Origin of the sequence: uncultured Granulicatella sp. (genome assembly GCF_963528315.1) — a bacterium.
In the GTDB taxonomy this organism is placed as follows: domain Bacteria; phylum Bacillota; class Bacilli; order Lactobacillales; family Aerococcaceae; genus Granulicatella.
This window is the reverse complement of the sequence record NZ_CAURVV010000007.1, coordinates 44,518-69,392: the sequence shown is the minus strand read 5'-3', so window position 1 is coordinate 69,392 and position 24,875 is coordinate 44,518. Positions and strand designations below refer to the sequence as shown.

The following is a 24,875-nucleotide window of genomic DNA, read 5'->3' as shown; positions in this document are numbered from 1 at the left end:
TTTTGAATGGACTCATTATATCATAATCTTTCTGAAAACAAAGCAATATTTTCAATATTTAGTACGATATTTTCATGATGAAAACTACACTCGATATACAAATATAACACAAAGCACTTTGCCACAAGCTTGGATAAAATTCACTAAAATGAAACAATATACAAATTCCAATTATAAAAAGAAGCATTGGAAGTGAATGAAGGAAAGAGTTTATACCAATTCTAATATCTCTTTTAATATCCTTACGAATCCATTCATTAGTATAAGATTCTATAATTTTTGGATGAATCAATCCATAATAAACTTGAGAACTACTTAATATGATCAAAAGTAAGGACAGTAAATGATATAAATCTAATTCTGTAGCATTTTCAAACACTAAACTTGCTAGTCTATTAGATAGCATCATAATTGAAATAACAAAACAAATAATAACTAAACAAATCCACCAATACATCTGTTTTGAAATCGAAAAAATTTTTACAGTATCTTTATCAGAAACTAAAAATCCAAAAATTTCATTTGCCAATACTAACCCAGCCATATTCAAATACCATTGCACTTGATTTCCCAACTGCTGAAAGACAAACAATAACATCATAATTCCAAACAAAGTCCATAAAAATGAAGTTTTATCGGATAATTCTTTTTTATTCATAAAAAATCCTCACCTCAAGCTTATATTTATCCGTATAAATAAGAATAGACTTCCTATAGTAGCATGAGCAAGAGACTCGCATTTGCGAGGCTTCTGCCGTCCTAATACTACTATTAAAGGAAGTCATAATCTCACACGCCCATATCATATTTATCCGTAAAACAAGAATAGACTTCCTATAGTAGCATGAGCAGTATCAGCCACACGGCTGATACCGCAGGAAACTTCGAGACCTTAGGCTCGAAGTTTAGCCATGAGACCGATAGGTCTGCTGGCGTCCTAATGCTACTATTTTTAGGAAGTCTAATTCGATTTAATTACGCTTGGATTAAAGCCAACGCTTCGTTTAAGTGTACAAGGCTACGTTCTTTACCTAATAACTCAATCGTTTGACCTAAAGATGGACCATGAGTTTGACCACTTGTTGCCACACGAATTGGCATAAATAAGTTCTTACCTTTTACACCAGTTTCTTTTTGAACAGCCTTAATTGCTGCCATCACACTAGCTTCATCAAACACTTCTAAAGCTTCTAATTGAGCTTTGAATGCATGAAGTACAGTTGGCACTGTTTCACCTTGAAGTACTTCTCTTGCTTCATCATTTTCCACAACGAAGTCTTTTTGGAAGAATAAACTTGAAATAGAAACAATCTCATTCATGTAGCTCATTTGATCATGATATAATGCTACTAATTTATTCGCCCAAACTTGTTGCTCTTCACTCAATGTTTCAGGTAATAATCCTGCTAATTGTAATTGTTGAATCGCTAATGGTGCAACTTCTTCTAATGGAGTTTTCTTCACATAAGTGTTGTTAATCCATTCTAATTTCTTAGGATCGAATGCTGCTGGAGATTTACCAAGACGTTTTTCATCAAAAATTTGAATAAATTCTTCTCTTGAGAAAATTTCATCTTCCCCTTGTGGAGACCATCCTAATAAAGTAATGAAGTTGAACATTGCTTCTGGTAAATAGCCTAAATCTTTATATTGTTCAATAAATTGTAAAATAGATTCATCACGTTTTGATAATTTTTTACCAGTTTCTGTATTAATAATTAATGTCATATGACCAAATCTAGGAGTATCCCATCCAAATGCTTCATAAACCATCATTTGTTTAGGAGTATTTGCAATATGGTCATCCCCACGTAATACATGAGTAATTTCCATAAAGTGGTCATCCACTGCTACTGCAAAGTTATACGTTGGCATACCGTCACGTTTTAAAATAACAAAGTCGCCACCTACACTACCAGATTCAAAAGTAATTTCACCTTTAACAATATCATCAAAAGTATATGTTCTATTTTGAGGAACTCTGAAACGAACAACTGGAGTACGTCCTTCTGCTTCAAAAGCATCACGTTGTTCTTGTGTTAAATGAGCATGTTGCCCACTATAGTGTGGCATTTCTCCACGAGCACGTTGTGCTTCACGTTCTGCTTCTAACTCTTCTTCAGTCATATAGCATTTATAAGCTTTATCTTCTGCAATTAATTGTTCAATTAATGGATTATAAATATGTTCACGTTCTGATTGACGATATGGTCCTACATTTTTTGGTTTATCTGGACCTTCATCCCAGTCAATTCCTAACCAAGTTAAGTTTTCTAATTGACTTTCTTCCCCATGAGCAATATTTCTTTTACGGTCAGTATCTTCAATACGAATAATAAATTCTCCACCGTAATGTCTTGCGAATAAATAATTGAATAGAGCTGTTCTTGCATTACCAATATGCAAATGCCCTGTTGGACTTGGTGCATAACGTACACGCACTTTATCTGCCATTTTTTATAACTTCCCTTCTATTTTGTCTATCGTTTCTATTGTAAAACTTTTTAGTTAAAATTGCTATGACTTTAATGCTTTTTCTTTAAAATTCATTCATCGTTTTAACTATTGAGCATTCTTGTTTTGTTCCTTAATAAATTTAGCAATTTTTTCACTTGTAATTTTTTGTTGTCTGCGATCACTCATCGATCTTTCTCCATCACCTATTTGTTTTCCATATGAGCCAAATCCACTATGATTTCCTTCAAAAATGAATTCTTGTTCAAAAGTTTGAGGAAGGCGATTTTTACTTTTAATATACTTTGTCCAATTCAAAACTTTATCATTACTTGCGATAATGGATAAAACTGGGACATCACTATTACTAAAATCTACACTTTTATCAAAATAACTTGCTAATAAAATAATACCTGCTAAATGATTTTCCTTTTTTAATTGAACTGCATCTAAACTTGCAATAACTCCACCTAATGAATGGCCTGCAACATAAACTTTATCCAATTTTTCCTCTTTTATAATCGATTCCGTTGTACCTCTTTCTAAAATCGGTAAGTTAAGAGAAGATTCAATGACATAAGTTGTAATGCCTTGATTGGATAATTCCATCGCTAAATTTACATATGCTTGAGGCTCTACTAATGCTCCCGTATAAAATAATATCGTTGCTATTTCATCGCCCTTTGCATCAAATCGATAAGAGTGATTCTTTTTTTCATAAGTTTTTAAATTCCATAATCCAATTGCTTCAGGAGTTCCCCGATAAGTAAACATAAGAATCAATCCATAAAATAATAAAATCAGTGCAAATAATGCTCCAAAAATTCCATAAAACCATTTTCTTTGTCGAGTCATACTTTCAACCTCCTTTATTTTTAAAGTAAAAAACATCCCATCCATCTGACTAAAACAATGGATAGGATGCTTTCAAAGTCATTAAATAGCCCAGTCTCCATTACGGAAGATTGGTACAACTGTTCCGTCTTCACGAATACCGTCAACATTCATATTTGGTCCACCAATCATGAAGTCCACATGAATATCAGAACGGTTTAAACCGGCTGCAGCTAATTCTTCTTCAGTTTCGAATTTCTCTCCACCTTTAACACTTGTCGCATAAGCTGAACCAATTGCTAAGTGGTTAGAAGCATTTTCATCATATAATGTATTAAAGAATGTAATACCTGATTGAGAAATTGGAGAAGGATCACTTACTAAGGCAACTTCTCCTAATCCACGAGCACCCATATTTTCGAATACTAAATCTTTCATTACTTGATCGCCTTTTTCAGCAGAAACTTCTACGATTTGACCATCTTTAAACGTAACTTTGATTCCTTCGATAATATTTCCATTATAGCTTAATGGTTTAGTACTTGTTACATAACCATCAGCTACACGATAATCTGGAGCCGAGAATACTTCTTCTGTTGGCATATTTGCAATAAAGTGTTCACCTTGCGCATTATAGCTTCCAGCACTTTCCCAAACATGGTTTTTAGGCATTCCAAGAGTTAAGTCAGTTCCTGGTGCAGTGTAATGTAATTTAACAAATTGTTCTTTATTTAAAACAGCTGCTTTTTTGTCTAATTTTTCTTCATGTTCTTTCCAAGCTGCAACTGGATCATCTGCATACACTCGGCAAGTTGTAAAGATTTGATTCCATAATAAATCTACAGCTTCTTCAGTTGATGTTGCTTCTGGGAATACTTTTTTAGCCCATGCGCTACCTGCAGCAGCTGCTACTGTCCAACTTACTTTATTCGATTGAGTTGCTACACGCATTGGTTTTAATGCAACACTTGAAGCTTTCATAGCTTTAGCAAGACGACTTGTATCTACTCCATTTAATGCATCTGGATCTTTAGACACAATGCTTAAACGACTTGCTTTATGGTCTAATAAATAATGCATTTCTTGTACTTTATATTCTGGAACAGTCGTAATACGATCTTCAGCAGCATATAATAAACGCTCACGGTTAATTTCATCATCACTCCATTGAACGATGACTTCGCTTGCTCCTAATTGATACGCTTCTTTTACTAATAAGCGTGCAAATGGAGCTTGTTCCACTTCCGCATAAATCGCCACAGTGTGTCCTGGCTGAACATTAATCCCTGCAGACACTAGTAATTTTGCATATTTTTGTAAATTTACATCAAAATTTTCTAATACCATCAAATCTCTCCTTTAAATTAAATCCTTTTCTATTGTAACATACTCTTGATAAAACTGCATTATTCCTTTTCTTCATAGAAAACTTCATCTAAATACAGTCCTTGAGGAGGAGCTGTAGGCCCTGCTTTTTGTCGGTCCATTGCTACTAAAATGTCTCTCATATCTGAAACAGGTCGTAACCCATCTCCAATTTGCAGACTTGTCCCCACTAATATACGAATCATATTGTATAAAAAACCATTCCCTTCAAACGTAAAGACTAATTCCCCATCCTTTTCTACCACTTCTGCTTTCCTAACGATTCGCACTTTCGATTCCTTATCCGTCTTTGTAGAACAAAAGCTTGTAAAATCATGTTCGCCAATGACCGCTTGTAAAGCTTCATTCATATTATCCACATTCACTCGATAAGGATGATGAAGAGTATATAAACGACTAAATGGATTTACGAATTTTTGAATATTTACACGATAAATGTATCGCTTCCCCGTCACACTATATCTAGCATGAAATTCATCACTAACTGCCATTACTTTTTTTGCAGAAATATCATCCGGTAATAAACTGTTTAAAGCTCGCTGTAAATTCTCTTCTTCAATGTTTGTCGGATAATCAAAATGTATCACTTGTCCATTCGCATGTACACCTGAATCTGTTCTACCTGAACCGCAAACCGGAATATACAATCCCTTTGTCATTTTTCGTAATGCTTTATTTAATTCTGCTTGAATACTATTGCCATTTTCTTGTACTTGAAACCCTACATAATTCGTTCCATCATAGCTTAAAATGACTTTATAACGAAATCCCACTCGATTTCCTCCTTCATGATTTCTTCGACTAATTGTACCATATTCCTATTCAAAAAGTGAAAAGACTTCCCCGTAGTAAGAAAATCATTCTACTACGGAAAAGTCTTTAATTTAATTGTTGTTTAATTAAACGTACAACTACTGATTTTAACGAATCTAAATGTTTAGAAATATCTTGTACATTTTTATAAATCATAAAATCTACAACGGCATTATCTAGCCACAAATCAAAAATATAATCCCAAGTGGTATTAGAAATATGTAAATTTGAATGTGCTAATAAATAAGGATACTCTCTTTGAAGTGTTCTAACTCCACGTTGAATTTCTGCTAGATCTTTATTCAGTAATGAAATTTGTCTTCTCTTAAAAAAATTTAAAATGAGACTATCACTAAAAAAATCAAAAATCATCCATGATTTTAATTTTTTCATTCGTATTTCAGCATGATAGATTTTTCTTAATATATATCTTAATAGTGTTAAATCCTGTTCCATACTCATTACTGTCCTCTAAAAACAACTAATGCAATTGTTAAAACAACAAGTGTAAGAGCTGTTATTCCATCTTTCTTACCATAAGTTAACACACGATATTTTGTTCTACCAGTTCCACCTTGATATCCTCTAGCTTCCATTGCAGTCGCTAAATCTTCTGCACGATTAAATGAGCTCACAAATAATGGAATTAAAATCGGAATAATAGCTTTCATCTGTTCAAATAAATTACCTTCTCCAAAATCTACACCACGAGCTCGTTGTGCATTCATAATTTTTTGAGCTTCATCCATTAATGTAGGAACAAAACGTAAAGCAATCGATAGCATTAAAGCAATCTCATGAACAGGAACACCAATTTTTCCTAAAGGTTTCATAATAGATTCCATCGCATCTGCAATTTGCAAAGGAGGTGTTGTTAAAGTCATTAATGTAGAAATAAAAATAATCAATACAAAACGCAAGAAAATATAAATCGCATTAATGACTCCAAATGAAGTAATTTTAATAAAGCCCCATTCAAAGTACACATCTCCACCAGTCGTAAAGACCATCTGCAATACAACGGTAAATAAAATAACCCATAAGAGTGGTTTTACCCCATTCCAAAAGAACTTCATTGGAATTTTAGAAGCTAATAAAGCTACTAATGTGAAAATCGCTAAAATTAAATACGTTAACCAATTATTTGCAAGGAATATAATAATGATGAATACAAATGTAGAAATAAATTTTGTACGAGGATCTAATTGATGAACAAAAGAATCTCCTTGTAAATAACGTCCTAATAATAATTTATCTAACATTTCTTAATTCACCCCACGTTCTTCTAAGATAGCATCTGCTAACTCATCTAAAGTTAAAGGCATTTTATCTGTAGTCCAACCTTTTTCTTTTAATTTTTCAACAAAAGCTAAAGTCGTTGGGACCCCTAATTGTTTTTCTAATAACCAAGAAGCATCTGCAAACACTTCTTTTGGCGAACCTTCTTTCACAACTTTTCCAGACTCAATGACAACAACATGATCCGCATAATCGCTAACGTCATTCATTTGATGAGTCACTAAAACGATGGTCATATTTTGTTCTTTATTTAATTTATAAAACATCTCCATCATTTCTAAACGACCTTTTGGATCAAGACCTGCTGTTGGTTCGTCTAATACTAATACTTCTGGTTTCATCGCTAATACACCAGCAATCGCAACACGTCTCATTTGCCCACCCGATAAATCAAATGGTGATTTTTTCAACACGTCTGCTGGTAATCCAACTGTATGAATCACTTCAGAAGCAATTTTTAGTGCTTCTTCTTCACTCACACCAAAATTTTTAGGGCCAAAAGCAATATCTTTTTCCACTGTTTCTTCAAACAATTGCGCTTCAGGAAATTGAAAAACAATCCCAACCTTTTTACGCAAAGGTTTTAAATCTTTATTTCCAGTCGTTGAATCAATCGTTTTATCCCCTAATTCAACAAGACCTTCAGTTGGTTTTAATAACGCATTTAAATGTTGAAGAATCGTTGATTTTCCTGAACCAGTATGACCAATAATGGCTACATAAGAACCATCTTCTATTGAAAATGACACATCATGTAATGCTCTCATTTCAAAAGGAGTACCTGCTTGATAAGCAAATCCTACTTGTTTAAAACGGATGTCCATAGCCATTCCACCAACCCTTCTTCATCTAAATATTCACTTGGAACATTTAAACCTTTTTCTTTTAAGACTGCTTTTAATTTTTCAGAGAAAGGAACATCTAAACCTTTATCTACTAATGCTGTACCCATTTCAAAAATTTCAGAAGGCTTTCCAATACGGTTCACTTTTCCGCCTTCCATTAAAAGAACTCGATCTGCTTGTGCAGCTTCATCAAGATCATGTGTAATTGAAATAACTGTAATTCCTTTTTCCTTATGAAGTTGTTGAATCGTAGAAATCACTTCATATCTTCCTTGAGGATCTAACATAGACGTAGCTTCGTCTAATATAACTACCTTCGGTGCTAATGCAATCATTCCTGCAATCGCAACTCGTTGTTTTTGACCACCAGATAAGCGAGCTGGTTCTTTTTCTTTAAATTTTGTCATACGAACCATCTCTAAAGAAGTATTGATTTTTCGAACCATCTCGTCACGTGGCATCCCAATATTTTCTAATCCAAAAGCAATATCATCTTCTACAGTTGTTCCAACAAATTGATTATCTGGATTTTGAAATACCATCCCTACTTTACGACGTGCCTCATAAACCGTATCTTCCGTCAATAATTGACCGTCGATATAAATTTCTCCACTTGAAGCTTCTAATAAGCCATTCATCATTTTTGCAAGTGTAGACTTTCCTGAGCCATTATGCCCAATAATAGCTAACCATTCTCCCTCATAAACATCTAATGATACATCAGATAATGCTTCTCTCGTATCTTGATCCTGATAATTAAAATGAATATTTTTAATTGAAATAACTGGTTGAGTCAATTCCTTCACCTCTTAACCTTTTATAATATGTATAAAAAACAAAATATGTATATAAACAAAAAAAGACACCTTCATGATGAAGTGCCTTCCCGCCAACGCTGGCGGGGAGACAGCGAGCTAGACTAAATAATCATGAGAAAGAATAAGGCTACTTTACAGTAGCCTCAGACTTCTCATCTCACAACCGCAAGATGATTATTACCATCATGACGCTCATTTCAACCATCGAAAAGTGTTTGTTTATTTATTAAACTAATTCAATGATAACCATTGGTGCAGCATCGCCACGACGAGGTTCAGTTTTAAGAATACGAGTGTATCCACCTTGACGTTCGCTGTAACGTGATGCTAAACCATTGAATAATTTTTGTAATGCAGTTTCAACAACGATTCCTTCGCCTTCTTCACGTACATCTGCTACCTCGTTACGAACATATGCAGCTGCTTGACGACGAGCATGTAAATCTCCACGTTTACCTAAAGTAATCATTTTCTCAACAGTTGAGCGGATTTCTTTAGCACGAGCTTCAGTTGTAACGATGCGTTCGTTAATAATTAAGTCAGTTGTCAAGTCACGTAATAACGCTTTACGTTGTGAACTTGTACGTCCTAATTTACGATAAGCCATTTTTTAATATTCCTCCTTCTTAAGAGTTTCTATTAGTCTTCACGACGTAAATCTAAATTTAATTCGATTAATTTGTGTTTAACTTCTTCAAGCGATTTACGACCTAAGTTACGAACTTTGATCATTTCTGCTTCAGATTTATTTGTTAACTCTTGTACAGTATTAATTCCCGCACGTTTTAAGCAGTTATAAGAACGAACTGATAAGTCCAATTCTTCAATAGTCATTTCAAGCATTTTCTCTTTTTGAGTTTCTTCTTTTTCGACCATAATTTCTACTTGGCGAGTTTCATCTGTTAAATTAACAAAAATATTTAAGTGCTCAGTTAAAATACGAGCTGCTAAACTAATTGCTTCTTCTGGAGAGATTGAACCATCTGTCCATACATCAAGCGTTAATTTATCATAAATATTTTTTTGACCAATACGAGTATTTTCGACTTGGTAATTCACTTTACTAATCGGAGTATAAATAGAATCAATTGGGATAACACCAATTGGCATATTATCAGATTTATTATAGTCAGCACGAACATAACCACGACCATTTTTAGCGTTCATACGAACATGGAAGCGATGACCTTCAGCTACTGTACAAATATATAAATCAGGGTTAAGGATTTCGATATCACTATCATGTTTAATATCTCCAGCTGTAACTACAGCAGGACCAACGATATCGATTTCTAACACCTTATCATCTTCGCTAAAAGATTTTAATGCAATTTTTTTAATATTTAAAATGATTGCAGCAACATCTTCTACCACGCCATCTATTGTTGAAAATTCATGTAACACGCCATCCATTTGGATATCTGTTACTGCAGTACCAGGGAGTGACGATAATAGAATACGGCGTAATGAGTTCCCTAATGTAGTACCATAACCGCGTTCAAGTGGCTCAACAACGAATTTACCAAATTTAGCATCTTCGCTGATCTCAATCGTTTCAATTTTTGGTTTTTCAATTTCGATCATTATTTTTTACCCCTTTCAAAACGTACGTACAATGTGCGATTGTCCAACAAAATTCAACAATAACAATCCATTACACACGACGGCGTTTTGGAGGACGACATCCATTATGAGGGATTGGTGTTACGTCACGAATTGCTGTAACTTCTAAACCAGTAGCTTGTAATGAACGAATTGCAGCTTCACGACCTGAACCAGGACCTTTAACTGAAACTTCAACTGTTTTCATACCATGCTCCATTGAACCTTTCGCAGCAGATTCAGCAGCCATTTGAGCAGCAAATGGTGTTGATTTTTTAGAACCTTTAAATCCTAAAGCACCTGCAGAAGACCATGAAACAGCATTACCATGTACATCTGTAATCATAACAATTGTATTATTAAATGTTGAACGGATGTGAGCTACACCAGATTCAATATTCTTTTTTACGCGGCGTTTGCGTACAACTTTCTTTGCCATGAAGAATTAACCTCCTTCTTCTCTAAATTATTTTTTCTTACCTGCAATAGCCTTAGCTGGGCCTTTACGAGTACGAGCATTGTTTTTAGTATTTTGACCACGAACTGGTAAACCACGACGATGGCGAACACCACGATAAGAACCAATTTCCATCAAACGTTTGATGTTTAAGTTCACTTCACGACGTAAGTCACCTTCAATTTTTAGTTTATCCACTTCTGCACGGATACGGTCTAATTCATCATTTGATAAATCACGAACACGAGTATCTTCACTTACATTAGCAGCAGCTAACACTTGTTTAGAAGTCGTAACACCGATACCGTAGATATAGGTTAAAGAAATAACAACACGTTTTTCACGTGGAATATCCACACCTGCAATACGAGCCATACTTTTAAGTACCTCCTTATAAATTATCCTTGACGTTGTTTATGTTTGGGATTTTGACAAATCACCATAACTTTACCATTGCGTTTAATTACTTTACATTTTTCGCAAATTGGTTTTACTGATGCTCTAACTTTCATTTAAGTTCCCTCCTTTATATCATTAACGGAGTCCATTATTTAAAGCGATATGTGATTCTTCCGCGCGTTAAATCGTAAGGTGATAATTCAACCGTTACTTTATCGCCCGGTAAAATCTTAATATAGTGCATCCGGATTTTTCCAGATACATGCGCTAAAACCTCATGACCATTTTCAAGTTCGACCTTGAACATCGCATTTGGTAATGTTTCATTAACAATACCTTCAATTTCAATTACGTCTTCCTTTGCCATGCTTCATCCTCCTCACTTTTAAAAAGTTGTTACGGATTTTACTGACGGACTTCTACCGTTATCTAACTTTCTAATTATACCATTTCAGCTACAATAAATGCAAGATAACAGGTTAAGCTTGGTGCGGTTCGCCCATAATTGATTGAATTGTGTTAAACAAATGATCAATCCCGCTTTCACCATCTACATTATGTAAAACTTCTTTTGCATTGTAGTAGTTTAAGATTGGTTTTGATTGTTCAATATTAATTTGAATACGATTTTCAACAGTTTCAGGTTTGTCATCTTCACGTTGGTAGAAATCGTGTCCTCCACAACGATCACATGTTCCTTCTACTTTAGTTGGTTTATTGATTTTGTGATAAGTAGCTCCACAGTTTCTGCAAATGAAACGTCCAGTTAGACGTTGCATTAAAATTTCTGGATTTACATCAATATTGATAACAGCATCAATTTTACGACCTAATTCATCCATAATTTTATCAAGTGCTTCAGCTTGAGCTTGAGTTCTTGGAAAACCATCCAATAAAAATCCGTTTTTAGTATCGTCTGCTTGTAAACGTTCCTTAACAATTCCATTTGTTACTTCATCAGGAACTAATTCACCTTTATCCATGAAAGATTTAGCTTTTAGTCCTAATTCTGTTCCTTGTTGCATTGCTGCACGGAACATATCGCCAGTTGAAATATGTGGAATGTTATAAGTAGCAACAATTTTTTCTGCTTGAGTTCCTTTACCTGCTCCAGGTAAGCCCATTAAAATAATATTCATAATATCTCCTTTACATTGTAGATGAAGAAAAGACAAAACATTATAAAATATTTTGTCAATCTTCCTCATTACTCTTGGATAAACCCTTTATATTTACGTTTAATTGCTCGGCCTTCAATTTGACGGCTAATTTCAAGTGCAACCCCAACTACGATTAGTAAGTTAGTTCCACCTAACATTAAACCACGTGGTAAATTCCACAAAGCTGCAGCAATCATAGGTAATAATGAAATACCACCTAAGTAAAGTGCTCCGACTGTACTTAATCTTAGAAGCATACCAGAAATATAATGTTCTGTATCTTTACCCGGTCTTACACTTAAGATGTAACCACCTTGTTTTTGTAAGTTTTCAGCAACCTTTTCGGGGTTTACTTGAACAAATGCATAGAAGTAAGTAAATACTACTATTAAAAAGATATATAAACTTGCACCTGCTGGTTTTTGGTAATCAAATATATTTGTTGCAACTTGATACCAACTTTCCTCACTGTATTGGCCATGAACAGCACTTAGTACAGTTTGAGGTAATGCTATAAACGAACTTGCAAAAATTACAGGAATTACCCCTGCAGAGTTAATTTTCAATGGTAACCATGAAGCTTCGTTTGCTCCTGTTGGACGTTTAGAGTATGAAATTGGTAAACGACGTTGCGCTTGCTCAATATATACAACTAACATTACAACAAGTATAATGGCAACTGCTAACGCAGCTGTAAATCCATAAGCACGATATAACTCTTCATCAGCTTTTCCTTGTAATTGATTAACATAAAATTCATAAATATCATGTGGCATACGAGCTACAATCCCTGCAAAGATGATAATGGAAACCCCATTACTAATCCCATTTACAGTAATCATATCTCCTAGCCATGTAACAAACATTGTTCCTGCAGTTAACACTAATGCAATTAATAAGTATGTTGAAATACCAGGATTGTTAATTAATCCATAGTTTGCATAAGCGTTGAAACCAAATGAAATCGCAAATGCTTGGAAGAATCCAATTACGATTGTTAAATAACGAGTAGCGGTATTTAATTTACGTCGACCAACTTCCCCTTGTTTTGACCATTCTACGAATGTAGGAAGAATATCCATTTGTAATAATTGAACTACGATTGACGCAGTGATGTAAGGCGAAACTCCCATCGAAAAGATTGAGAAGTTCGATAGCGCCCCACCACTAAATGTATTTAAAATACCAAAGAAACCCGCATTTGCAAATGTTACAATAGCTGAAGCATTAACACCAGGAACTGTAATATGCGTACCAATTCTAAATACTACTAATATCATTAGTGTATATAAAAGACGTTGTCTAATATCCTTGGTTGTGATCGCATTTTTCAGTAGAGAGAACATTAAATCACCTCTACAGTTCCACCTGCAGCTTCAATTGCTTCTTTTGCTGCTTGAGAGAATTTATTTGCTTTAACAGTTAACTTACGTTCAAGTTTTCCGTTTGCTAATACTTTGATACCGTCTTTCTCGTTTTTAACGATACCAGCCTCAACTAGTACAGCTGCAGTCACTTCTTGACCATCTTCGAAACGGTTTAATGTTTCAAGATTTACGACTGCGTATTCTTTACGATTGATATTTTGGAAACCACGTTTTGGTAAACGACGGAACAATGGAGTTTGTCCACCTTCGAATCCTAATCTAACGCCACCGCCTGAACGAGCTTTTTGACCTTTGCTACCGCGTCCTGCAGTTTTTCCGTTTCCTGAACCTTGACCTCTACCAACACGGTTACGTTCTTTACGTGAACCTTCAGCTGGTTGTAATTCATGAAGTTTCATGTTTCGGGCACCTCCTCTTATAAGTTGATTAATTAAACTTCCTCAACATCCACTAGATGTGATACTGTGTTAACCATGCCTTTGATAGCATCGTTAGCTGGTTTTACAACTGTTGAACGAATTTTTGTTAAGCCTAATGCTTTACAAGTATCAATTTGGTTTTGAGGACGTCCAATCAAGCTTTTCTTTAAAGTGATCTTTAATTCTGCCATTTTCTATGTCCTCCTATCCTAATAATTCTTCAACTGATTTGCCACGTAATGCAGCAACATCTTCAACACGTTTTAATTGTTTCAAACCTTCGATTGTAGCACGAACCATGTTTACAGGTGTGTTTGAACCTAAAGATTTTGAAGTTACGTCAGCGATACCTGCTAATTCAACAACGGCACGAACTGGTCCACCTGCAGCAACTCCTGAACCGGCTTGAGCTGGTTTTAATAACACATTACCACCGCAGAAACGTCCGATAACTTCGTGAGGAATTGTAGAACCACTTGTTGGTACTTCAATTAAGTTTTTCTTAGCATCTTCGATTGCTTTACGGATAGCTTCTGGTACTTCTTGAGCTTTACCAGTACCGAAACCAACATGTCCATTACGGTCACCTACAACAACTAAAGCAGCAAAACGTAAACGACGTCCACCTTTTACAACTTTTGTAACGCGGTTAATCGCAACTACACGATCTTCTAATTCTAAGTTTCTTGCATCAATATTAACCATGAATTGTGGGTCCTCCTTTTCCTAGAATACTAGTCCATTTTCACGTGCTGCTTCAGCTAAAGCTTTTACACGTCCATGGTATAAGTATCCACCACGGTCAAAGACTACTTTCTTAATATTTTTTTCAAGTCCACGTTCTGCAATTAATTTACCAACTGCAACAGCTTCCTCTGTTTTTGTTCCATTTTCTACATTTGTATCTAAAGTAGAGGCACTTGCTAGCGTCACACCCGCTACGTCATCAATTAGTTGAGCGTAGATGTTTTTGTTAGAACGAAAAACGTTCAAGCGTGGGCACTCAGCAGTACCAGAAATTTTGCGACGAACACGTGCGTGACGGTTTTGACGCACTTTATTTTTGTCTGGTTTTGTAATCACAATTTTCACCTCTTATAATATATTTTTATGCGACTAATAGCGCAACAAAAGGTAAATAATTACGAAAATTATTTACCTGTTTTACCTTCTTTACGACGTACAAATTCATTAACGTAACGAATACCTTTACCTTTATATGGTTCTGGTGGACGTACGCCACGAATATTAGCAGCTAATTCGCCAACTTTTTGTTTGTCATAACCTTTTACGATAACTTTAGTATTTGAAGGAACTTCGATTTCAATTCCTTCTTCCGGTGTGAATTCCACTGGATGAGAATATCCAACGTTTAATACAAGTTTTTTACCTTGTAATTGAGCACGATACCCAACCCCGATTAATTCCAATTCTCTTTGGAATCCTTCAGTAACACCAACAACCATGTTGTTGAATACTGCGCGAGTTGTTCCGTGGATTGTTTTGTTTTCTTTTGTGTCATCTGGACGAGTGAAAACAACTTCACCTTCGTTTTGAACTAATGTGATATTTTGGTTGAATGTATATGATAATTCACCTTTTGGACCTTTAACAGTTACTGTATTGTCCTTTAAGTCGATTGTTACACCTGCTGGGATAACAACTGGTTTATTTCCGATACGGCTCACTTGGCTGCACCTCCTTGTTTTCTAGATTACCAAACGTATGCTAGAACTTCTCCACCTACGTTTTTAGCTCTTGCTTCTTTGTCTGTAATAACACCTTCAGATGTTGATACGATAGCGATACCTAAACCGTTTAATACTTTAGGAACTTCGCCTGTTTTAGCGTACACACGTAAACCAGGTTTAGAAATACGTTTCAATCCTGTGATTACACGTTCGTTATTTTTTCCATATTTCAAGAATACTTTCATGACACCTTGCTTACCATCTTCTTCAACTGTGAAGTCTTTGATAAATCCTTCAGATTTTAAAATGTTAGCAATAGCCACTTTCATATTTGATGACGGAACTTCTAAAGATTCGTGACGAACCATGTTCGCATTACGAATACGAGTTAAGAAATCCGCGATTGGATCTGTCATAACCATTAATGAGTACCTCCTTTATCAAGTAGTAATGATTACCAACTTGCTTTCTTCATTCCTGGGATTTGCCCTTTATAGGCAAGCTCACGTAAACAAATACGGCAAAGTTTGAATTTACGATAAACTGAATGTGGTCGACCACAACGTTCACAACGAGTATATTCTTGTGTTGAATATTTTTTTGGACGTTTGTTCTTTGCGATCATTGATTTTTTAGCCAAACTACTCGCCTCCTGTGAGTTTTATTTTATTTTTGGAAAGGCATTCCAAGTTGAGTTAATAATTCTTTAGCTTCTTCGTCTGATTTAGCAGTAGTTACGATAACGATATCCATACCACGTACTTTGTCTACGCGATCGTAGTCAATTTCAGGGAAGATTAATTGTTCTTTCACACCTAAAGTGTAGTTTCCGCGTCCGTCAAATGATTTTTTAGAGATTCCACGGAAGTCACGTACACGAGGTAATGAAACTGTTACTAATTTATCTAAGAAATCATACATACGTTCACCACGTAAAGTAACTTTAGTACCGATAGGCATACCTTCACGTAAACGGAAACCAGCGATTGATTTTTTAGCTGTAGTAACAACTGGTTTTTGACCAGAAATTAATGTTAATTCTTCAACTGCTTTTTCTAAGTTTTTAGCGTTTGATGTTGCATCACCAACACCCATGTTGATAACGATTTTTTCTACTTTAGGTACTTCCATAATTGATTTGTAGTTAAACTTTTCCATTAAAGAAGCTACCACTTCGTTTTTGTATTTTGCATTTAAGCGATTCATGCAGGATGGTCCTCCTTCCTAAAATTACTTATCTAGTACTTCGCCTGTGCGTTTAGACACGCGAACTTTTTTACCATTTTCAACCTTGTAGCTAACTCGTGTAGCTGCACCTGTTGAAGGGTCAATTAGCATTACGTTTGAAACATGAATTGGTGCTTCCATTTCAACTACGCCGCCTGTTTGGTTAGCTTGAGATGGTTTTTGATGTTTCTTAACAATGTTCACACCTTCAACAAGAACTCGGTTTTGTTTTGGAAAACTTTTTAGGATTACTCCTTCTTTTCCTTTGTATTTACCTGAGATTACTTTAACTTTATCACCAGTTTTTACGTGCATGTGTTACACCTCCTTCGATTTTGATGAGAATTATAATACTTCTGGAGCTAATGAAACGATCTTCATATAGTTGTTATCACGTAATTCACGTGCAACTGGTCCAAAGATACGTGTTCCACGAGGGCTCTTGTCATCACGAATGATTACACATGCGTTTTCGTCGAATTTAATATAAGAACCGTCTTTACGACGAGCTCCTGATTTCGTACGAACGATTACAGCTTTAACAACGTCACCTTTTTTAACAACCCCACCTGGTGTTGCTTGTTTAACAGATGCAACGATTACGTCACCGATGTTAGCTGTTTTGCGGCCAGATCCGCCTAGAACTCTAATTGTCAATACTTCACGAGCGCCTGAGTTGTCAGCCACTTTTAAACGAGTTTCTGTTTGAATCACTATTGGTTCCTCCTTTCAAATGTATACACAATTTGAAATTAAATAATTACTGCTTCTTCAACAATCTCAACTAAACGGAAACGTTTTGTTGCTGACAATGGACGAGTTTCCATGATCTTAACAATATCACCGATTTTAGCTGAGTTATTTTCATCATGAGCTACAAATTTTTTCGTATATTTAACGCGTTTTCCGTAAGTTTTGTGACGTTTGTAAGTTTCAATAGCAACTACAATAGTCTTTTCCATCTTATCTGAAACAACGCGACCTTGATACACTTTACGTTGGTTACGTTCTACAGTCATGTTCATTGCCTCCTTTGCTGATGATTATTTTTGCAATTCTTCTTGACGCAATGCAGTCTTGATACGCGCAATTTGTTTACGTACTTCACGAATGCGTGCTGTACCTTCTAATTGACCAGTAGCAAGTTGGAATCGTAAGTTGAATAGTTCTTGCTTTAATTCTTTTTCTTTTTCAACAAGTTCAGCAGTGGATAACCCTTTAAGTTCTTTTCTAAGTGCATTAACCTTCATTCGATTCACCACCATTTTCTTCGCGTTTCACAAATTTTGTTTTAACTGGCAATTTGTGTGATGCCAAACGTAAAGCTTCACGAGCTACTTCTTCTGAAACTCCAGCAATTTCAAACATGATTTTACCACGTTTAACTGGTGCTACCCAACCTTCAGGTGCCCCTTTACCAGAACCCATACGTACCCCGATAGCTTTAGCTGTGTATGATTTGTGAGGGAAAATTTTAATCCATACTTTCCCACCACGTTTCATATAACGAGTCATTGCAATACGAGCTGCTTCGATTTGACGGTTTGTAATCCAGTGAGATTCTGTTGCTTGTAAACCGTATGTACCGAATACTACTTCTTTACCACCTTTAGCTTCCCCGCGCATTTTTCCACGGAATTCACGACGGTGTTTTACACGTTTTGGTACTAACATGTTTATTTCCCTCCTTTCTCAGAGTTGTTGTTCTTTCTTGTTGGTAATACTTCGTCACGGTAAATCCAAGTTTTAACACCTAATTTTCCGTAAGTAGTATCTGCTTCTTCCCAAGCGTAGTCAATATCTGCACGTAATGTGTGTAATGGAACTGTTCCTTCAGAATAGCTTTCTGAACGAGCGATATCTGCACCGTTTAAACGACCTGATACCATTGTTTTAATTCCTTTAGCACCTGCACGCATTGTACGTTGGATAGCTTGTTTTTGTGCACGACGGAAAGCAATACGACGTTCTAAGTCACGAGCAATTCCTTCAGCAACTAATTTTGCATCTAAATCAGGTTTTTTGATTTCCACGATGTTGATGTGTACTTTTTTACCTGTTAATTTATTTAAGTTTGTACGTAATTTATCAACTTCAGATCCACCTTTACCGATAACCATACCAGGTTTTGCAGTGTGGATTGAAACATTAACGCGGTTAGCTGCACGTTCAACTTCAATTGTTGAAACGCTAGCGTCGCTTAATTGTTTACGGATATAATCACGGATTTTTAAATCTTCATGCAAGAATTCTGCGAAATCTTTTTCTGCGTACCATTTTGAATCCCAATCACGGATGATTCCGACACGCATTCCAATTGGATGAATTTTTTGACCCACTGATTATCCCTCCTTCTTCTCTGATACCACTACAGTGATGTGGCTTGTGCGTTTTAAGATTTGTGAAGCTGAACCTTTAGCACGTGGACGGAAACGTTTCATTGTTGGTCCTTCGTTCACGTATGCTTCACTTACATATAAGTTTTCAACATCTAAGTCGAAATTGTGTTCAGCATTTGCAATTGCAGACATCAACACTTTCTCTACGATTGGTGAAGCTGCACGTGGTGTGAATTTCAAGATTGAAATTGCATCACCGATTTTTTTACCTCTAATTAGATCGACAACAAGACGAGCTTTACGAGGTGCAATACGAACTGTTTTAGCAACTGCTTTTGCAGATGTGATTTGTTCTGACATAGTTTAAGTCCTCCCCTCGTTATTTACGTTTACTCTTCTTATCATCATTTGCATGACCACGGTAAGTTCTTGTTGGTGCGAATTCACCTAGTTTGTGTCCTACCATGTCTTCTTGAATATAAACTGGAACATGTTTTCTGCCGTCATATACAGCAATTGTTTGTCCAACAAAGTTTGGGAAAATTGTTGAACGACGAGACCAAGTTTTGATCACTACTTTTTTGTCGCTTCCTTGAGCTGCTTCAACCTTTTTCATCAAATGTTCATCGACGAAAGGTCCTTTTTTCAAACTACGACCCATTATGGAAATCCTCCTTCCAAAATTTTAATAGAATCAGATTTATTTTAATAATTATTTTTTACGACCACGAACAATAAGTTTGTTTGAACGAGCTTTCTTGCTGCGAGTCTTGTATCCAAGAGCTGGTTTACCCCATGGAGATACTGGTGTTGGACGTCCGATTGGAGCACGACCTTCACCACCACCGTGTGGGTGATCGTTAGGGTTCATTACAGATCCACGAACTTCTGGACGTTTACGTTTCCAACGAGCACGACCAGCTTTACCAATGTTAATTAATTCATGTTGTTCGTTACCAACAGTACCGATTGTTGCACGGCAAGTTGCTAAAATCATACGAACTTCACCTGAGTTCAAACGAACTAAAGTGTATTTACCTTCTTGACCAAGTACTTGTGCACTTGTACCAGCTGAACGAACTAATTGTCCGCCTTTACCTGGTTTTGTTTCAATGTTGTGGATAACAGTACCGACTGGAATGCTTCCTAATGGTAATGCATTACCAACTTTGATATCAGCGTTAACGCCTGATTCGATACGTTGTCCTACTTGTAAACCTTTTGGAGCAATAATATATGCTTTCACACCATCAACATAGTGAATTAAAGCAATGTTTGCTGAACGGTTTGGATCGTACTCGATTGAGTGAACAACTCCTTCAACGTTATCTTTGTTACGTTTGAAGTCAATCACACGATAAGCACGTTTGTGTCCGCCACCTTGGTGACGTACAGTGATTTTACCTTGGCTGTTACGACCAGCGTTGTTTTTTGATGATTCTAACAAAGTTTTTTCTGGTGTTGACTTTGTAATTTCGCTGAAATCATAACCTGTCATATTACGACGGCCGTTTGAGGTTGGATTATATTTTTTAATCGCCACGTCTAATTCCTCCTATATAATAGTAGTTTTGCTTCGAAGATTATGCTTCTTCAGCGAAGATTTGAATATCTTTTGAGTCTTTTGTAAGCTTCACGATTGCTTTACGACGTTTGTTTGTGTAACCAGCATAGCGGCCAACACGTTTGAATTTAGCACGTACATTTAAGATGTTAACTTTTTCTACTTTAACACCAAAAATTTCTTCTACGGCTTGACGTACTTCAATTTTGTTTGCGCGTACGTCTACTTCGAAAGTATATTTCTTTTCGTCAGTAGCAAGCATTGAAGCTTCAGTAATGATTGGGCGTTTGATTACGTCACGTGCATCCATTATTGAAGTCCCTCCTCTACTTTAGAAAGAGCAGCTTGTGTTAATACTAATTTATCGTTGTTTACAACATCTAAAACAGTAACTTGTGTTTCATCAACAACTGTTACGTTTGGAATGTTACGTGCAGCTAATTGTGCGAATTCGTTTGAAGATTCAACAACTACTAACACTTTTGTGTCAACTTTTAAGTTAGCTAATACTTGTGCAAACTCTTTTGTTTTTGGTGCGTCGAATTGTAATGCTTCCACTACAACAAGCTTTTGATCTAATACTTTTTGTGATAATACTGATTTAATCGCTAAGCGACGTACTTTTCTTGGTAATTTGTAACTATATGAACGAGGTGTTGGTCCGAATACAATACCTCCGCCACGCCATTGTGGTGAACGGATTGATCCTTGACGAGCACGACCAGTTCCTTTTTGGCGCCATGGTTTACGGCCGCCTCCGCTTACTGCACTACGGTTTTTAACTGCGTGAGTTCCTTGACGTAATGAAGCGCGTTGCATGATTACTGCGTCGAATACTACATTTTCATTTGGTTCAATTCCGAAGATGTCTGAGTTTAACTCAATTTCTCCATTTGTTGTTCCATCTTGTTTGTATAATGTAACTTTTGTCATTCTCTCGTTCCTCCTTCCTTACTGAATTATTTTGATTTAATAGCTGTTTTAATTTCTACTAATGATTTTTTAGATCCTGGTACATTACCTTTGATTAAGATAACGTTACGTTCTGCATCAACTTTAACCACTTCAAGATTTTGAATAGTGATACGGTTGCCACCCATTTGTCCAGGTAAAGCTTTACCTTTGAATACGCGTGATGGGAATGATGCTCCACCCATTGAACCAGGACGACGGTGGTAACGAGAACCGTGAGCCATTGGTCCACGAGATTGACCATGACGTTTAATCGCACCTTGGAAACCTTTTCCTTTAGATGTTCCTGTTACGTCAACGATGTCACCTGCTTTAAATACATCCACAGTGATTTCTTGTCCTACTTCGTACTCGCTAAGCTCGACATTGTTGAATTCACGAATGAAGCGCTTAGGAGTAGCATTTGCTTTTGCTACATGACCTTTTGCAGGGCGATTTGATAAAACTTCACGTAAGTCGTCGAAACCTAATTGAACAGCTTCATAACCGTCGTTTTCGATTGTTTTTAATTGAAGAACAACGTTTGGAGTTACTTCTACAACTGTTACAGGAATAAGTTCACCTGCTTCTGTAAAGTATTGAGTCATCCCTACTTTTTTGCCTAAGATTCCTTTGGTCATGGTTACACCTCCATTTTTCTATAAATTATAATTTGATTTCGATGTCAACGCCACTTGGTAAATCAAGTTTCATTAAGGCATCAACAGTTTTTGGTGTTGGATTGACAATGTCAATCAAACGTTTGTGAGTACGCATTTCAAATTGTTCGCGAGAATCTTTGTATTTGTGAGTCGCACGAATAACTGTATATAGCGATCTTTCTGTAGGCAATGGAATTGGACCAGCTACGCTAGCACCAGTTCTTTTTGCTGTTTCTACGATTTTTTCCGCTGATTGATCAAGCGCACGGTGTTCGTAAGCTTTCAAACGGATACGGATTTTTTGTTTTGCCATTTTCTTTCCTCCTTCGTCTAATGTTGTCATAAGACTAGCTCCACGCGAATTTCCGACGTTTCCCTTTCGTGGCAAAGCGTCCGGGTGTGTCGCAACCTCTCGTTTCATAGCTACCCCTGTTTCCTTTACAGGGGGTATCGCACGTGGGCATACTTATCCCCCTGCGACACTTTTAATAGTATACATGCTAATTTATAAAAATGCAAGCTTTTTTTGTTGATTTATCAATCTTTTTTTATACAAACGCCGCCGTGTGTTTCATTTTTATTCAAAAATAGCTAGAAACATTATTATATCAACGTTTCTAGCTGTTTAGTTTTAAGTCTTAAAATTCTTGAAAACCAATACAATTTTTTCTCTCAAAAATTTATTTTAAAAAATTTTATTTTTCTTCTTTTTCTAAAATAGCTGTTACTACGAATAAAAATAAAATTGTGACTAGCGAAATGGAGTAAGGATAATTAAATTCTTCTCCAAATGAATGTTTAAAGTACAATACATTAAATAATTTAATCAAAATAGGTATTACATTTATAATAATTGCTGCCGTCCAGATTCTTCTTCCTGTAATATCTACTCTTCTTTCTTTACCATTCCCATCTTTTCTCATTGTTATCCTCCTTAAACTTCTAGCATTTTTTAACTTTCACTTTTCTCTTTCTCAATATTAGCTGTCACGAAGAATAAAAAGAAAGTCGGAAACAGTGACATAAAATAAGTAACATTAAATTCTTCTCCAAACGAATGTTTAAAATAAAACACATTAAACAGTTTAATCAGAATTAGGATTACATTGATAATGAGTACCGCTGCCCAAATTGTTCTCCCTGTAATATTCACTTGTTTTTCTTTTCCATTCTCATCTTTTCTCATTGTTATTCCTCCCTACACTTCTTCTGATATAACGCCTAATAGGATCGGAATGAAGAGTACAAACTTTTCTCCCGTTACGTATTCTATGACTGATTCTCCACCAACGAATACTTTTACCATTAATATCGTTAACACTGCAACATAAAACCAGAATAAGTTTTTAAATATTTTTTTCATTTTGTTATTTTCTTTTACTTCTGTCATCCCAATCACTTCCTTTACGTTTTTACATGTTTAGTATATCTAATTCTTCCCTTATCGTTTAGTGCCTAAAGTCACTACTTACCATGACTAAAGTCATTAAAAAAACACTCTAAGCTTTCGCCTAGAGTGTTTCTTTTCAAATTAACCTTGGATATCAAATTTACATTGACCTGTTTCTTCATATTCTTTAATATTTTCGAAACTTGTTTCAATCATGTTTAATACTGCTTCATCTGTATAGCTTCCCATATGTGGAGTAATTAGTACACGAGGATATAAATCTACTAATTTTGCAACTGCAGGATCTGCGATTTTTTGACCTTGTAAGTCTTTAAAGAATACTGCACTTTCTCCTTCTAATACGTCTAAACCTACACCTGATAAGTGACCAGATTCAACCGCTTCGATAATAGCGTCAACATCTTGTAACTCACCACGAGCTGTGTTTACTAAGATAGCACCTTTTTTCATTTTGCTAATAAATTCTTTTGTAATAACTTTTCCATTCGCTGGAATATATGGCGCATGAATACTAATCACATCTGAATTTGCTAATAACTCATCTAAAGATACTTGAGTACAAATATCGTCTACTCCTTCTTTAGGGAACGCATCATAAGCTAAAACTTTTGCACCTAATCCTTTGAACAATCTTGCAGTTGTTAAACCGATACGGCCAATCCCTACTACACCTACTGTACAATTGCGGATTTCTTTCGCAAACATTTGTGCATCTACACGGAAATCTTGTTTGCTTGTTTTTGAAACTGTGTATGCAACATTTCTTAATAATGCCATAGCTAATGTCACTGCTAATTCACTAATCGCATTTGGTGAATAGAATGGTACATATCCTAATTTAAATCCTAATTCACGTGCGTAAGCTGCATCAATGTGGTTTACCCCTACTGTACGAGTAATTACATATTTAACGCCTAACTCTTTATAAATATCTAAATTTTCTTTATTTGCCCAGCAATTTCCACGTAAAATAACTGCTTGACACCCTTCTGCTAATCGTGCTGTTTCTTCTGAATTTAAATATTCAGGTGTTGTTACTAATTCATAACCAAATTTTGCATTTACTGATTCAAAAATTGGTTTTTCTACATCACGAACTCCGTATGCTAATACTTTCACGTTTATTCCTCCAATATCGAAATGGAAAAGTATCCCC

42 protein-coding genes are annotated in these 24,875 nt (G+C 35.7%); all 42 read right to left on the bottom strand.

The annotated features are described in order from the left end of the window. Positions 1–58: 58 nt before the first annotated feature. The 42 genes from RYK07_RS03265 to RYK07_RS03060 all read right to left on the bottom strand — a co-directional run bounded on the left by RYK07_RS03265 (position 59) and on the right by RYK07_RS03060 (position 24,838). A complete protein-coding gene (locus RYK07_RS03265) occupies positions 59–658 on the bottom strand; it encodes a hypothetical protein (RefSeq protein ID WP_314852377.1) in 600 nt (199 codons plus the stop codon). A 317-nt stretch (positions 659–975) separates the two neighbouring features. Beyond that, positions 976–2,454: a glutamate--tRNA ligase gene (gene gltX, locus RYK07_RS03260; protein ID WP_314852376.1), complete on the bottom strand. Its 1,479-nt coding sequence runs from the start codon at positions 2,452–2,454 to the stop codon at positions 976–978. A gap of 108 nt (positions 2,455–2,562) precedes the next feature. Then, positions 2,563–3,309, bottom strand: a complete 747-nt coding sequence (locus RYK07_RS03255; RefSeq protein WP_314852375.1) for an alpha/beta hydrolase — start codon at positions 3,307–3,309, stop codon at positions 2,563–2,565. Between the two features lie 81 nt (positions 3,310–3,390). Continuing rightward, complete coding sequence (locus RYK07_RS03250) at positions 3,391–4,635, bottom strand: aminopeptidase (RefSeq protein WP_314852374.1); 1,245 nt, start codon at positions 4,633–4,635, stop codon at positions 3,391–3,393. A 59-nt stretch (positions 4,636–4,694) separates the two neighbouring features. Next, positions 4,695–5,447, bottom strand: coding sequence for a tRNA pseudouridine(38-40) synthase TruA (gene truA, locus RYK07_RS03245; RefSeq protein ID WP_314852373.1), 753 nt, complete (start codon positions 5,445–5,447; stop codon positions 4,695–4,697). A 106-nt stretch (positions 5,448–5,553) separates the two neighbouring features. Further along, positions 5,554–5,949, bottom strand: coding sequence for a hypothetical protein (locus tag RYK07_RS03240; RefSeq protein WP_314852372.1), 396 nt, complete (start codon positions 5,947–5,949; stop codon positions 5,554–5,556). After that, positions 5,949–6,749, bottom strand: a complete 801-nt coding sequence (locus tag RYK07_RS03235; RefSeq protein WP_314852371.1) for an energy-coupling factor transporter transmembrane component T — start codon at positions 6,747–6,749, stop codon at positions 5,949–5,951. The genes RYK07_RS03240 and RYK07_RS03235 overlap by 1 nt, the downstream gene beginning before the upstream one ends. Before the next feature lie 3 nt (positions 6,750–6,752). Further along, the gene (locus RYK07_RS03230; RefSeq protein ID WP_314852382.1) at positions 6,753–7,610 is read right to left on the bottom strand and encodes an energy-coupling factor ABC transporter ATP-binding protein; all 858 of its coding nucleotides are present in this window, start codon (positions 7,608–7,610) and stop codon (positions 6,753–6,755) included. Next, positions 7,586–8,437 (bottom strand): energy-coupling factor ABC transporter ATP-binding protein, encoded by an 852-nt coding sequence (locus RYK07_RS03225; protein WP_314852370.1) that lies wholly within the window; start codon positions 8,435–8,437, stop codon positions 7,586–7,588. The genes RYK07_RS03230 and RYK07_RS03225 overlap by 25 nt, the downstream gene beginning before the upstream one ends. Before the next feature lie 238 nt (positions 8,438–8,675). Continuing rightward, positions 8,676–9,056 carry a 50S ribosomal protein L17 gene (gene rplQ / locus RYK07_RS03220; RefSeq protein ID WP_006703294.1) on the bottom strand — a complete coding sequence of 127 codons (381 nt, stop codon included), beginning with the start codon at positions 9,054–9,056 and terminating at the stop codon, positions 8,676–8,678. A gap of 32 nt (positions 9,057–9,088) precedes the next feature. Next, the gene (locus RYK07_RS03215) at positions 9,089–10,033 is read right to left on the bottom strand and encodes a DNA-directed RNA polymerase subunit alpha (protein ID WP_006703293.1); all 945 of its coding nucleotides are present in this window, start codon (positions 10,031–10,033) and stop codon (positions 9,089–9,091) included. A 70-nt stretch (positions 10,034–10,103) separates the two neighbouring features. Beyond that, entirely contained in the window at positions 10,104–10,490 is a 387-nt protein-coding gene (gene rpsK, locus RYK07_RS03210; protein ID WP_005607440.1) for a 30S ribosomal protein S11, read from the bottom strand. Between the two features lie 27 nt (positions 10,491–10,517). Continuing rightward, positions 10,518–10,883, bottom strand: a complete 366-nt coding sequence (gene rpsM / locus RYK07_RS03205; protein ID WP_006703292.1) for a 30S ribosomal protein S13 — start codon at positions 10,881–10,883, stop codon at positions 10,518–10,520. 23 nt (positions 10,884–10,906) lie between these two features. Beyond that, complete coding sequence (gene rpmJ / locus RYK07_RS03200; protein ID WP_005607444.1) at positions 10,907–11,020, bottom strand: 50S ribosomal protein L36; 114 nt, start codon at positions 11,018–11,020, stop codon at positions 10,907–10,909. A gap of 35 nt (positions 11,021–11,055) precedes the next feature. Beyond that, the gene (gene infA / locus RYK07_RS03195) at positions 11,056–11,274 is read right to left on the bottom strand and encodes a translation initiation factor IF-1 (protein WP_005607446.1); all 219 of its coding nucleotides are present in this window, start codon (positions 11,272–11,274) and stop codon (positions 11,056–11,058) included. Positions 11,275–11,386: 112 nt separating this feature from the next. Further along, on the bottom strand, positions 11,387–12,046 hold the full coding sequence (locus RYK07_RS03190) for an adenylate kinase (RefSeq protein WP_314255789.1): 660 nt from the start codon (positions 12,044–12,046) through the stop codon (positions 11,387–11,389). A gap of 68 nt (positions 12,047–12,114) precedes the next feature. Continuing rightward, on the bottom strand, positions 12,115–13,413 hold the full coding sequence (secY, locus tag RYK07_RS03185; RefSeq protein WP_314354477.1) for a preprotein translocase subunit SecY: 1,299 nt from the start codon (positions 13,411–13,413) through the stop codon (positions 12,115–12,117). Then, entirely contained in the window at positions 13,413–13,853 is a 441-nt protein-coding gene (rplO, locus tag RYK07_RS03180) for a 50S ribosomal protein L15 (protein WP_006703289.1), read from the bottom strand. The genes secY and rplO overlap by 1 nt, the downstream gene beginning before the upstream one ends. A gap of 32 nt (positions 13,854–13,885) precedes the next feature. Beyond that, on the bottom strand, positions 13,886–14,065 hold the full coding sequence (gene rpmD / locus RYK07_RS03175) for a 50S ribosomal protein L30 (RefSeq protein ID WP_006703288.1): 180 nt from the start codon (positions 14,063–14,065) through the stop codon (positions 13,886–13,888). A gap of 13 nt (positions 14,066–14,078) precedes the next feature. Continuing rightward, on the bottom strand, positions 14,079–14,579 hold the full coding sequence (gene rpsE / locus RYK07_RS03170) for a 30S ribosomal protein S5 (protein WP_006703287.1): 501 nt from the start codon (positions 14,577–14,579) through the stop codon (positions 14,079–14,081). A 21-nt stretch (positions 14,580–14,600) separates the two neighbouring features. Then, positions 14,601–14,966: a 50S ribosomal protein L18 gene (gene rplR, locus RYK07_RS03165; RefSeq protein WP_040507629.1), complete on the bottom strand. Its 366-nt coding sequence runs from the start codon at positions 14,964–14,966 to the stop codon at positions 14,601–14,603. A gap of 59 nt (positions 14,967–15,025) precedes the next feature. Further along, positions 15,026–15,562 carry a 50S ribosomal protein L6 gene (gene rplF / locus RYK07_RS03160; RefSeq protein ID WP_314354478.1) on the bottom strand — a complete coding sequence of 179 codons (537 nt, stop codon included), beginning with the start codon at positions 15,560–15,562 and terminating at the stop codon, positions 15,026–15,028. A gap of 26 nt (positions 15,563–15,588) precedes the next feature. Then, entirely contained in the window at positions 15,589–15,987 is a 399-nt protein-coding gene (gene rpsH / locus RYK07_RS03155) for a 30S ribosomal protein S8 (protein WP_006703284.1), read from the bottom strand. A gap of 32 nt (positions 15,988–16,019) precedes the next feature. Continuing rightward, positions 16,020–16,205, bottom strand: coding sequence for a type Z 30S ribosomal protein S14 (locus RYK07_RS03150; protein WP_005607459.1), 186 nt, complete (start codon positions 16,203–16,205; stop codon positions 16,020–16,022). A gap of 26 nt (positions 16,206–16,231) precedes the next feature. Continuing rightward, the gene (gene rplE, locus RYK07_RS03145) at positions 16,232–16,771 is read right to left on the bottom strand and encodes a 50S ribosomal protein L5 (RefSeq protein ID WP_006703283.1); all 540 of its coding nucleotides are present in this window, start codon (positions 16,769–16,771) and stop codon (positions 16,232–16,234) included. A gap of 24 nt (positions 16,772–16,795) precedes the next feature. Then, a complete protein-coding gene (gene rplX, locus RYK07_RS03140) occupies positions 16,796–17,107 on the bottom strand; it encodes a 50S ribosomal protein L24 (protein WP_006703282.1) in 312 nt (103 codons plus the stop codon). Between the two features lie 30 nt (positions 17,108–17,137). Further along, a complete protein-coding gene (gene rplN / locus RYK07_RS03135) occupies positions 17,138–17,506 on the bottom strand; it encodes a 50S ribosomal protein L14 (protein WP_005607465.1) in 369 nt (122 codons plus the stop codon). Between the two features lie 38 nt (positions 17,507–17,544). Then, positions 17,545–17,811, bottom strand: a complete 267-nt coding sequence (gene rpsQ, locus RYK07_RS03130) for a 30S ribosomal protein S17 (protein ID WP_006703281.1) — start codon at positions 17,809–17,811, stop codon at positions 17,545–17,547. Positions 17,812–17,835: 24 nt separating this feature from the next. Next, positions 17,836–18,042: a 50S ribosomal protein L29 gene (rpmC, locus tag RYK07_RS03125; RefSeq protein ID WP_006703280.1), complete on the bottom strand. Its 207-nt coding sequence runs from the start codon at positions 18,040–18,042 to the stop codon at positions 17,836–17,838. Then, positions 18,032–18,466 carry a 50S ribosomal protein L16 gene (gene rplP, locus RYK07_RS03120; protein ID WP_006703278.1) on the bottom strand — a complete coding sequence of 145 codons (435 nt, stop codon included), beginning with the start codon at positions 18,464–18,466 and terminating at the stop codon, positions 18,032–18,034. The genes rpmC and rplP overlap by 11 nt, the downstream gene beginning before the upstream one ends. A 2-nt stretch (positions 18,467–18,468) precedes the next feature. Further along, entirely contained in the window at positions 18,469–19,131 is a 663-nt protein-coding gene (rpsC, locus tag RYK07_RS03115; RefSeq protein ID WP_006703277.1) for a 30S ribosomal protein S3, read from the bottom strand. 3 nt (positions 19,132–19,134) lie between these two features. Beyond that, positions 19,135–19,491, bottom strand: coding sequence for a 50S ribosomal protein L22 (gene rplV / locus RYK07_RS03110; RefSeq protein ID WP_006703275.1), 357 nt, complete (start codon positions 19,489–19,491; stop codon positions 19,135–19,137). 19 nt (positions 19,492–19,510) lie between these two features. Beyond that, the gene (gene rpsS / locus RYK07_RS03105) at positions 19,511–19,792 is read right to left on the bottom strand and encodes a 30S ribosomal protein S19 (protein ID WP_006703273.1); all 282 of its coding nucleotides are present in this window, start codon (positions 19,790–19,792) and stop codon (positions 19,511–19,513) included. A 51-nt stretch (positions 19,793–19,843) separates the two neighbouring features. Beyond that, positions 19,844–20,674, bottom strand: a complete 831-nt coding sequence (rplB, locus tag RYK07_RS03100) for a 50S ribosomal protein L2 (RefSeq protein ID WP_006703271.1) — start codon at positions 20,672–20,674, stop codon at positions 19,844–19,846. A 40-nt stretch (positions 20,675–20,714) separates the two neighbouring features. After that, complete coding sequence (gene rplW / locus RYK07_RS03095) at positions 20,715–21,005, bottom strand: 50S ribosomal protein L23 (RefSeq protein WP_006703269.1); 291 nt, start codon at positions 21,003–21,005, stop codon at positions 20,715–20,717. Beyond that, positions 21,005–21,628, bottom strand: coding sequence for a 50S ribosomal protein L4 (rplD, locus tag RYK07_RS03090; RefSeq protein ID WP_227932295.1), 624 nt, complete (start codon positions 21,626–21,628; stop codon positions 21,005–21,007). The genes rplW and rplD overlap by 1 nt, the downstream gene beginning before the upstream one ends. 26 nt (positions 21,629–21,654) lie before the next feature. Further along, positions 21,655–22,287, bottom strand: a complete 633-nt coding sequence (rplC, locus tag RYK07_RS03085; RefSeq protein ID WP_006703267.1) for a 50S ribosomal protein L3 — start codon at positions 22,285–22,287, stop codon at positions 21,655–21,657. Between the two features lie 25 nt (positions 22,288–22,312). Continuing rightward, positions 22,313–22,621, bottom strand: a complete 309-nt coding sequence (rpsJ, locus tag RYK07_RS03080) for a 30S ribosomal protein S10 (RefSeq protein WP_039849279.1) — start codon at positions 22,619–22,621, stop codon at positions 22,313–22,315. Positions 22,622–23,003: 382 nt separating this feature from the next. After that, positions 23,004–23,231 carry a hypothetical protein gene (locus RYK07_RS03075; protein WP_314355064.1) on the bottom strand — a complete coding sequence of 76 codons (228 nt, stop codon included), beginning with the start codon at positions 23,229–23,231 and terminating at the stop codon, positions 23,004–23,006. Positions 23,232–23,260: 29 nt separating this feature from the next. After that, positions 23,261–23,494, bottom strand: coding sequence for a hypothetical protein (locus tag RYK07_RS03070; RefSeq protein WP_314355065.1), 234 nt, complete (start codon positions 23,492–23,494; stop codon positions 23,261–23,263). A gap of 12 nt (positions 23,495–23,506) precedes the next feature. Beyond that, entirely contained in the window at positions 23,507–23,698 is a 192-nt protein-coding gene (locus RYK07_RS03065; protein WP_314355066.1) for a hypothetical protein, read from the bottom strand. A gap of 141 nt (positions 23,699–23,839) precedes the next feature. Next, entirely contained in the window at positions 23,840–24,838 is a 999-nt protein-coding gene (locus RYK07_RS03060; RefSeq protein ID WP_314355067.1) for a 2-hydroxyacid dehydrogenase, read from the bottom strand. Positions 24,839–24,875: the final 37 nt, after the last annotated feature.

What these genes read in the sequence shown, in the direction of transcription:
- rplD (WP_227932295.1), bottom strand. Translation starts at nt 21,628, where the DNA reads ATGACAAAAGTTACATTATACAAACAAGATGGAACAACAAATGGAGAA.
- rpmJ (WP_005607444.1), bottom strand. Translation starts at nt 11,020, where the DNA reads ATGAAAGTTAGAGCATCAGTAAAACCAATTTGCGAAAAATGTAAAGTA.
- RYK07_RS03190 (WP_314255789.1), bottom strand. Translation starts at nt 12,046, where the DNA reads ATGAATATTATTTTAATGGGCTTACCTGGAGCAGGTAAAGGAACTCAA.
- rplO (WP_006703289.1), bottom strand. Translation starts at nt 13,853, where the DNA reads ATGAAACTTCATGAATTACAACCAGCTGAAGGTTCACGTAAAGAACGT.
- rpsS (WP_006703273.1), bottom strand. Translation starts at nt 19,792, where the DNA reads ATGGGTCGTAGTTTGAAAAAAGGACCTTTCGTCGATGAACATTTGATG.
- rpsQ (WP_006703281.1), bottom strand. Translation starts at nt 17,811, where the DNA reads ATGACTGTAGAACGTAACCAACGTAAAGTGTATCAAGGTCGCGTTGTT.
- RYK07_RS03250 (WP_314852374.1), bottom strand. Translation starts at nt 4,635, where the DNA reads ATGGTATTAGAAAATTTTGATGTAAATTTACAAAAATATGCAAAATTA.
- rpsK (WP_005607440.1), bottom strand. Translation starts at nt 10,490, where the DNA reads ATGGCAAAGAAAGTTGTACGCAAACGCCGCGTAAAAAAGAATATTGAA.
- RYK07_RS03215 (WP_006703293.1), bottom strand. Translation starts at nt 10,033, where the DNA reads ATGATCGAAATTGAAAAACCAAAAATTGAAACGATTGAGATCAGCGAA.
- RYK07_RS03230 (WP_314852382.1), bottom strand. Translation starts at nt 7,610, where the DNA reads ATGGACATCCGTTTTAAACAAGTAGGATTTGCTTATCAAGCAGGTACT.
- secY (WP_314354477.1), bottom strand. Translation starts at nt 13,413, where the DNA reads ATGTTCTCTCTACTGAAAAATGCGATCACAACCAAGGATATTAGACAA.
- RYK07_RS03240 (WP_314852372.1), bottom strand. Translation starts at nt 5,949, where the DNA reads ATGAGTATGGAACAGGATTTAACACTATTAAGATATATATTAAGAAAA.
- rpmC (WP_006703280.1), bottom strand. Translation starts at nt 18,042, where the DNA reads ATGAAGGTTAATGCACTTAGAAAAGAACTTAAAGGGTTATCCACTGCT.
- rpsJ (WP_039849279.1), bottom strand. Translation starts at nt 22,621, where the DNA reads ATGGCAAAACAAAAAATCCGTATCCGTTTGAAAGCTTACGAACACCGT.
- rpsE (WP_006703287.1), bottom strand. Translation starts at nt 14,579, where the DNA reads ATGGTTAATATTGATGCAAGAAACTTAGAATTAGAAGATCGTGTAGTT.
- rpmD (WP_006703288.1), bottom strand. Translation starts at nt 14,065, where the DNA reads ATGGCAGAATTAAAGATCACTTTAAAGAAAAGCTTGATTGGACGTCCT.
- RYK07_RS03065 (WP_314355066.1), bottom strand. Translation starts at nt 23,698, where the DNA reads ATGACAGAAGTAAAAGAAAATAACAAAATGAAAAAAATATTTAAAAAC.
- rplQ (WP_006703294.1), bottom strand. Translation starts at nt 9,056, where the DNA reads ATGGCTTATCGTAAATTAGGACGTACAAGTTCACAACGTAAAGCGTTA.
- RYK07_RS03235 (WP_314852371.1), bottom strand. Translation starts at nt 6,749, where the DNA reads ATGTTAGATAAATTATTATTAGGACGTTATTTACAAGGAGATTCTTTT.
- rplW (WP_006703269.1), bottom strand. Translation starts at nt 21,005, where the DNA reads ATGGATGCACGTGACGTAATCAAACGCCCAATCATTACTGAAGCTTCA.
- rplC (WP_006703267.1), bottom strand. Translation starts at nt 22,287, where the DNA reads ATGACCAAAGGAATCTTAGGCAAAAAAGTAGGGATGACTCAATACTTT.
- rplV (WP_006703275.1), bottom strand. Translation starts at nt 19,491, where the DNA reads ATGTCAGAACAAATCACATCTGCAAAAGCAGTTGCTAAAACAGTTCGT.
- infA (WP_005607446.1), bottom strand. Translation starts at nt 11,274, where the DNA reads ATGGCAAAGGAAGACGTAATTGAAATTGAAGGTATTGTTAATGAAACA.
- RYK07_RS03255 (WP_314852375.1), bottom strand. Translation starts at nt 3,309, where the DNA reads ATGACTCGACAAAGAAAATGGTTTTATGGAATTTTTGGAGCATTATTT.
- RYK07_RS03075 (WP_314355064.1), bottom strand. Translation starts at nt 23,231, where the DNA reads ATGAGAAAAGATGGGAATGGTAAAGAAAGAAGAGTAGATATTACAGGA.
- RYK07_RS03070 (WP_314355065.1), bottom strand. Translation starts at nt 23,494, where the DNA reads ATGAGAAAAGATGAGAATGGAAAAGAAAAACAAGTGAATATTACAGGG.
- rpsM (WP_006703292.1), bottom strand. Translation starts at nt 10,883, where the DNA reads ATGGCTCGTATTGCAGGTGTGGATATTCCACGTGAAAAACGTGTTGTT.
- rpsH (WP_006703284.1), bottom strand. Translation starts at nt 15,987, where the DNA reads ATGGTTATGACAGATCCAATCGCGGATTTCTTAACTCGTATTCGTAAT.
- rplE (WP_006703283.1), bottom strand. Translation starts at nt 16,771, where the DNA reads ATGAATCGCTTAAATGCAAAATACAAAAACGAAGTGGTAGCTTCTTTA.
- RYK07_RS03265 (WP_314852377.1), bottom strand. Translation starts at nt 658, where the DNA reads ATGAATAAAAAAGAATTATCCGATAAAACTTCATTTTTATGGACTTTG.
- gltX (WP_314852376.1), bottom strand. Translation starts at nt 2,454, where the DNA reads ATGGCAGATAAAGTGCGTGTACGTTATGCACCAAGTCCAACAGGGCAT.
- rplX (WP_006703282.1), bottom strand. Translation starts at nt 17,107, where the DNA reads ATGCACGTAAAAACTGGTGATAAAGTTAAAGTAATCTCAGGTAAATAC.
- rplP (WP_006703278.1), bottom strand. Translation starts at nt 18,466, where the DNA reads ATGTTAGTACCAAAACGTGTAAAACACCGTCGTGAATTCCGTGGAAAA.